This is a genomic window from Mycobacterium sp., assembly GCF_036273375.1.
Taxonomy (GTDB): domain Bacteria; phylum Actinomycetota; class Actinomycetes; order Mycobacteriales; family Mycobacteriaceae; genus Mycobacterium.
Window position 1 is genome coordinate 1 of record NZ_DASUHS010000200.1, and the last position, 6,539, is coordinate 6,539.

Genomic DNA, 6,539 nt, shown 5'->3' on the forward strand with positions numbered 1-6,539 from the left:
CATGGTGGCGTACGCATACGACCAAATCGACCAGGCCAGAGCAGAACTGAACGCTGTCTCGAAATAGACGACTTACGAGAGTCTCGAACTTCGTCTCAGTCGTCTCACAGTTTGGCATGGTGATATGCCGGATATCGGTGACCGGCAGTGAACGATACTGACGTGGACCCCCTGGGGATGGCGGCTGCGAACTGACCCTGACCGGGTTGGTCTGTGGTTCCTGCGGCGCGCAGTCCAGTTCGATGGCCAGTTTTGTGCCGAGTGCGGTACGCGAGTCACGCAGGTCACGGGTGGGCTGAAAAGAAAGTCACGGCGCTGTTCGCCGATCTGGTGCATTCAACGAGCATTGCCGCGTCGGAATCCGCAGAGGATCAGCAAGGTCAGCCCGCGCTGGCAAGTAACTCCTGAAAAGCCTTCTCCATGCATTGGGCATACGTCGCGGGGTCGGGCAGGGCGTCGCGATCCGCAGTAGCGCTGATCGACAAAGTTCCGTTGTAGCTCGCAACGACATGGATAAGGTTCAAGCCCGCAACCAGCGGCCCAAGACCGGCGGCGCGTACGAGTCGGGCACCGCTGAGGAAGATCGGTTCGGTTGGACCGGGCACATTGGTCACGGTCGTGTTGGCGATCGTCGGGCCTGAGAACGGAAGCACGCTCGCGGCCTTTGCAGTCATTCCGAGCAGCGCTGTTGGCACTGTGCCAATGAGATCGAGCAGTTGGGTCCTGGTCGATTGTCCTGAGCCCGTGCGGCTTCCCGCAGTCGACGCAGCGATTGCGGCAAGCCGTTCAAGGGGATCAGCGATGTCGGTAGCGAGCGTTTGCAACCGGCCGAACAACATGTTCCCGTTGCTGGTCTTGTCGCCCCCTTCGCGTAGTGAGATCGGGCACGCCGCAACAAGCGATTCATCGGGCAACTCGTCGTGGCCATTCAGATACTCGCGAAGGGCGCCGCCGACGTAGGCCAGCGCCACATCGTTGACCGTCGAGCCGGGCACACTCGCCTTGATCCGCTTGAAATCGGCGAGATCGTGGAACCGGGCCTCGAAGACACGGTGCGGCGACACTGTTTGGTTGAAACGGGTCTTCGGTGCAAACGACGGCACACTGCTCCCGGCGACTCTGGACGCGACACCGTCGATCAGCTTGCCCGGCAGACCGGCTAAGCCCCGGACTGCCTTCGGGGCACTCGAGGCGAGCACGGTGCCCGCCCGCAACGGGTGCAGCGCTGCGTTAATTGCCGTGCGCGCTAGCAAGTCTGTGGTCGAGGGAAGAGGGCCGGGGCGCCAGGGACTGTCTGGCCCAGCGGGGCGGGGGCTATCAGCGGCAAGATCGTGCAAGGCCGCGATCATCTGAACGCTCGCCATGCCGTCGACCGCACAGTGGTGCAGTTTCAACGCCATCGCAAACGAGCCCTTCGGTACCCCTGGCACGGAATTCAGTCCCTCGATGACAGTGATCTCCCATGGCGGGCGACGCAGGTCGATCTGTCTGGCATGCAGCCGTGCGACCTGGATACAGAGCTGCCGCCAGTCACCGGGCTGCGGCAGCCCGATATGTCGGACGTGATATTCAAGATCGAAGCTCGGGTCATCAACCCAGTACGGCCTGTGCAAACCGCCCGGCAGCTCGGTCAACCGCCGCCGAAACACATCCGCGAGATGCAGCCGGGCGTCGAGCTCCTCGAGAATGCCCTTGAAGGTCACCTTGCCGCCCGGGGCGGTCGACGGGTCGTAGATCAGGAGCAGCTGAATCTGCAATGGCGTCGCAGGCGTCTCAGCGCGCAGCATCATGTCATCGGTCCAACTCAGCTGCTGCACAGACGGCCTCCTCACGCACGGTCCTTTCCAAAGAGTAGGCCGGTCACACCGCAACGTGGGAAATCCATTTCGAGGCGCCGCCCACCGCTTGAAATCGCCATCTTGGGCCGAAGCCATGTCGGGCCAAGAGTGCTCGCGTAGCATCACGACGACCGCCGGGGGACAGCGGCAGTAGACAACAAGCTTCCCACTCTTGTTTCAAAGACGACATACGAGAGCTTCGAAGTCAGTCGCGGTTTTGCTGCGTGGACGTGGGCTTGGTGTGACATCCTGTGCGGGTGTCCGCAGGGGGTCCGCCTTCTGGTGTTGTGACGTTTCTGTTCACCGATGTCGAGGGTTCGACCCGTCGGTGGGAGACCGACGCCGACGGCATGCGGAAAGCGCTGGTTGCCCACGACAAGGTGTTGCATAACGCTATCGCCGCGCACGACGGGTTCCTTTTCAAGCACACCGGTGACGGTGTGTGCGCGGCATTCAGCTCCCCGAAAGCAGCGGTGGATGCCGCCGTCGCAGCGCAGCGGCAGCTTGAGTTGCCGGTCCGGATGGGGCTGGCCACCGGCGAAGCCGAGCTACGGGAGGCCGACTACTTCGGCGCGGTGCTGAACCGCGCGGCACGGGTGATGGCCGCCGGGCACGGCGGTCAGATTCTGCTGGTCGAGTCGACGGCAAGTCTGCTCAGCGGAATTGATCTGGTCGATCTGGGGCCGCGACGATTGCGAGGTGTTCCTTTGCCGGTCGGGGTGTTTCAGGTCCGAGCGGCGGGTTTGCGCACCGAGTTTCCGCCGCTGCGGGCGCTGGATACGAGTCCGGGAAATCTGCGACCTGCCAGCACGAGCTTAATCGGACGCGAGTCTGAAGTCGCCGACATCGAAATGGCGGTCAAAAAGCATCGGTTGGTGACGCTGACCGGGGTGGGTGGAGTCGGCAAGACGCGGCTCGCGTTGGAAGTGGCGGCGCGACTGGCTGATGAGTTTCCTGACGGGGTTTGGGTGTTCGAATTGGCAACGGTCACTGATCCGGTGGCGGTGCCCGATGCGGTGGCCTCGACGTTGGGCATCGGTCAACAGAGCGGAATGACCGTGACCGAGTCGGTCGCTGCCGCGTTGCAGGGCAGGATCCGGCTGCTGGTGATCGACAACTGCGAGCATGTTCTCGATGCGGCGGCCGAGCTGGTGGAGGCCATACTTGTGCACTCGACGACTGTGAAAGCCCTCGCTACCAGCCGCGAAGGGTTGGGAGTCGCCGATGAGCAGGTATGGCGTGTGCCGTCGCTGAATGTCAGTGCGGGAATCGAATCCGCAGCTGTACAGCTTTTCGTTGAGCGCGCGCGAAGTGTCGCGTCGGACTTCTCACTGGCGCATCCCACCGAGGCGTCCGCTGTAGTGGACATCTGCCGCAGACTCGACGGCATTCCGCTGGCCGTTGAACTTGCCGCCTCGCGGATGGCCTCGATGAGCGCGAGCGACGTGCGTAGCCGCCTTGATCAACGGTTCCGGCTGCTGGTCGGGTCAAGGCGCGGACTGGCACGTCACCAAACTCTGCGGCACGCGGTGGCGTGGTCCTACGACCTGCTCGCGGATGCGGAAAAGTCTTTGCTGGAACGGTGTTCGGTGTTCGCAGGCGGCTTTGATCTTGAAAGCGCCTGCGCCGTGGCGGGATCCGATGATGTCGACGACTTCGCCGTCTTGGATCTGCTGGACGCGCTGGTGCGCAAATCCCTGCTGGTTGCCGAGCGCGGATCGGGGCGGACCAGATATTCGATGCTGGAAACGATCCGCCAGTTCGCCGAGGAACAACTCGCCGCTCGAGGCGAAGCAACCGAGATTCGAGCCGCCCACTCACGGTACTTCGCCGGACGCGAAGCCGACATCCTGCTTCTGTGGGACAGCCCCCGCCAGCGCGAGGCCTACGCCTGGTTCACGGTCGAGTTGGCCAATCTGCGCACCGCGTTTCGGTGGGCCGCCGACCAGGGGGACCTCGATGTCGCGAGCACCATCGCCACCTACGCGGCGGCACTTGGCTTCTGGGTGGAGAATTACGAACCCACCGCGTGGGCCGAAGAGCTGATCGAGCCTGCCCGCGCCGTCGACCACCCAAGGCTCGTCTTTCTGTACACCACCGCGTCGCAGTGCTGGATCGTCGGACGTATCGAGGAGTCCATGCGCTACGGCAACGCGGGACAGGCGGCGATCCGCGCAGGCGGGGGGAAGGTGCCCTTCGGTCTCGAGAACATGCTGGCCAATGCCTATCTAGCCGTCGGCCAGCCTGATCGGTCGGTCGAGTGGGTCCGCACCCAGCAAGTACGCCTGGGCGACGTGCATCCGAACTTGACGGCATTCCTGATCACTGCATTGACGATCGCGGGCCGCTACGACGAGGCAACAGCCGCCGCGGACGGCCTGATCGAGCGTGCGGAAGCGACGCGAAATCCACAGGCGGTCTCGTTGGCACTGCTGGCTTGCGGCTTCGCCTGGCGCAACGCCGACCCCGACCGCGCTCTGGAAACCATGCACCGGGGCCTGGCGATCGCCCACGACAGCGGCAACCGATTCAACGAAACTCACATCGCCGCCAACATGGCCCAACTCGACGTCGAACGGGGCGATCCGGTATCGGCCCTCGATCACATCGGTCTGGCGATCCGCCATCTGCACGATTCCGGCAACATCGTCACTCTGCGTTCGCCATTCACGAACCTAGCAATCTTTCTGGATCGGCTCGGCCGCTACGAAGCAGCGGCCGCCATCGCCGGTTTCGCGTTCAGTCCCCTGACTGAGGCGTCGTTTCCCGCTATCAACGCCGCGATGGCGCACCTTCGCGAAGTCCTCGGCGACCAGACCTACGAATCGCTCGCCCGCACGGGTGAGACCATGACCACCGCCGACATGGTGGCGTACGCATACGACCAAATCGACCAGGCCCGAACAGAACTGAACGCTGTCTCGAAATAGACGACTTCCGAGAGCCCCAAAACGGTCGTTACTCGGGCCGCAGCGGGTTGACCGCGAATTGGATCACCCGGTACGGCGCGGCGACCCGCGCCCGAGTGTCCCACTGGCTCACGAAGATTCGCAGCTCGTCAAGCGTCGAACCGGGCGAGATGTAACCGCCATACGGCTGCGCGAGCCGGTTGTCATAAGGCGGCGGCAGGCTCTCCGCCGGCTCCGGCCACTCGTCGTGCTGCACCACCGTGGTGACCGGCGCGTCGCCCAGCGACGTCGGGTCGTCGGCCACCCGGACCTCCATGTTGCCGGTGACGGCATTGAAGTAGGACAGCACCGCCTTACCGTCGATCTGCCGGATGCACATCTCGCCCACCGCGTCCGGCCACAGGGGCGTCGGCGGCTTGCCCCAGCCCCCGCCCGGGCCCGCCGCCCAACCCTGCCACCGCGCCCGGTCAGTGAATGTCTGCGGCGTGGCCCGATACAGCAGCACCGGGTCTCTGCGGGTGAAACTGTTGGCGACGATGTATACCCACCCGCTGGGGGAATCTGGGGTGGGGATCGGGTCGTAGTAGCCGCTGATCTGGCTCTGTGAGCCGCCCTGGTACGACGCGGGTCGCTTGGATCCCGGGACCGTCTGCCAGCCCGCACGCGCCGGTTCGGCAGTCACCAGCCGGGAGGTCTGCGGCTCGAGGTTTTTGGTCGTCGTCACCATCAGGTAGTTGCGCCGGTTGATCTCCACCACCCCGGCGGGCAACTGCGAGGCTCCCGGCGGCGTGGGCTCGGCCAGCAGCGGATTGCTGATCCCGGTCACCCCGGTGTAACGCACTCCGCCGGGGTCGTCGACGGACGAGGTGTCGACGCGCAACGCGATCGGCGCGAAGTCGCGACCAAAGCCCACCCCCTGACCCGGAAAGCTGTCGCCACAGATCTGCAAGACCTGGGAGGGAAACTCCATGAATTCGCACAGGTCGGTGGCGCCGATATCGAAATCCCTTGTCTCCGTGCCGGTCCCAGCTGTCGGGCCCAGCCGCAGGACCTGCCCCGGCGCCAGTGGTGGTACGACCGGGTTCGGCATTGGCGCCGGCGGGTCGGACCGCGCGACGGCGGCCCAAAAAGATTGGGTAACAAGGAAAGAGGCGATCAGTAGCGAACTCCGCGCGACCAATCGGGTATGCGCGGTACTCACCCGCTTGTCACAGCTGGGCGGCCAGCAGCTCGGCGATCTGGATGGTGTTCAGCGCCGCCCCCTTGCGCAGGTTGTCACCGGAGATGAACAGTGCCAGACCGCGGCCATCGGGCACCCCAGGGTCGTGCCGGATCCGGCCGACCAGGGATTCGTCGACGCCGGCGGCCGCAAGCGGGGTCGGCACGTCGACCACCTTGACGCCGGGCGCAGAGTCGAGCAGCTCGCGGGCCCGCTGGGGCGACAGCGGCCGGGCGAATTCGGCGTTGATCGACAGCGAGTGCCCGGTGAACACCGGCACCCGCACACAGGTGCCGCTGACGGCCAGGTCGGGAATGCCGAGGATCTTGCGGCTCTCGTGGCGCAGCTTCTGGTCCTCGTCGGTCTCCCCGGAGCCATCGTCCACCAGCGATCCGGCCAGCGGCAGCACGTTGAAGGCGATCGGCGCGACGTACTTGTTCGGTGCGGGGAACGCGACCGCGGATCCGTCGTGCGTCAGCTTCTCCACGTCGTCGATCACCGCGCGGGCCTGCGAGGCCAGCTCCTGCACACCCGCGAGCCCGCTACCGGACACCGCCTGGTAGCTGGAGACGA

Annotated in this window: 4 protein-coding genes; 1 reads left to right on the plus strand and 3 read right to left on the minus strand. The window is 64.9% G+C overall.

What is annotated here, in order from left to right; genetic code table 11:
• Positions 1-380 precede the first annotated feature (380 nt).
• Complete coding sequence (locus tag VFW69_RS18310; protein WP_526503177.1) at positions 381-1,817, minus strand: WS/DGAT/MGAT family O-acyltransferase; 1,437 nt, start codon at positions 1,815-1,817, stop codon at positions 381-383.
• Positions 1,818-2,125: 308 nt separating this feature from the next.
• On the opposite strand from VFW69_RS18310, the gene VFW69_RS18315 reads away from it, so the two are divergent.
• Complete coding sequence (locus VFW69_RS18315) at positions 2,126-4,768, plus strand: winged helix-turn-helix domain-containing protein (RefSeq protein ID WP_526503179.1); 2,643 nt, start codon at positions 2,126-2,128, stop codon at positions 4,766-4,768.
• A gap of 28 nt (positions 4,769-4,796) precedes the next feature.
• Here the strand turns inward: VFW69_RS18315 and VFW69_RS18320 are convergent, their stop codons facing one another.
• Positions 4,797-5,948, minus strand: a complete 1,152-nt coding sequence (locus VFW69_RS18320) for a DUF4185 domain-containing protein (RefSeq protein WP_526503181.1) — start codon at positions 5,946-5,948, stop codon at positions 4,797-4,799.
• 7 nt (positions 5,949-5,955) lie between these two features.
• The coding region (locus VFW69_RS18325) for an aspartate-semialdehyde dehydrogenase (RefSeq protein WP_526503183.1) at positions 5,956-6,539 on the minus strand (584 nt) is incomplete at its 5' end.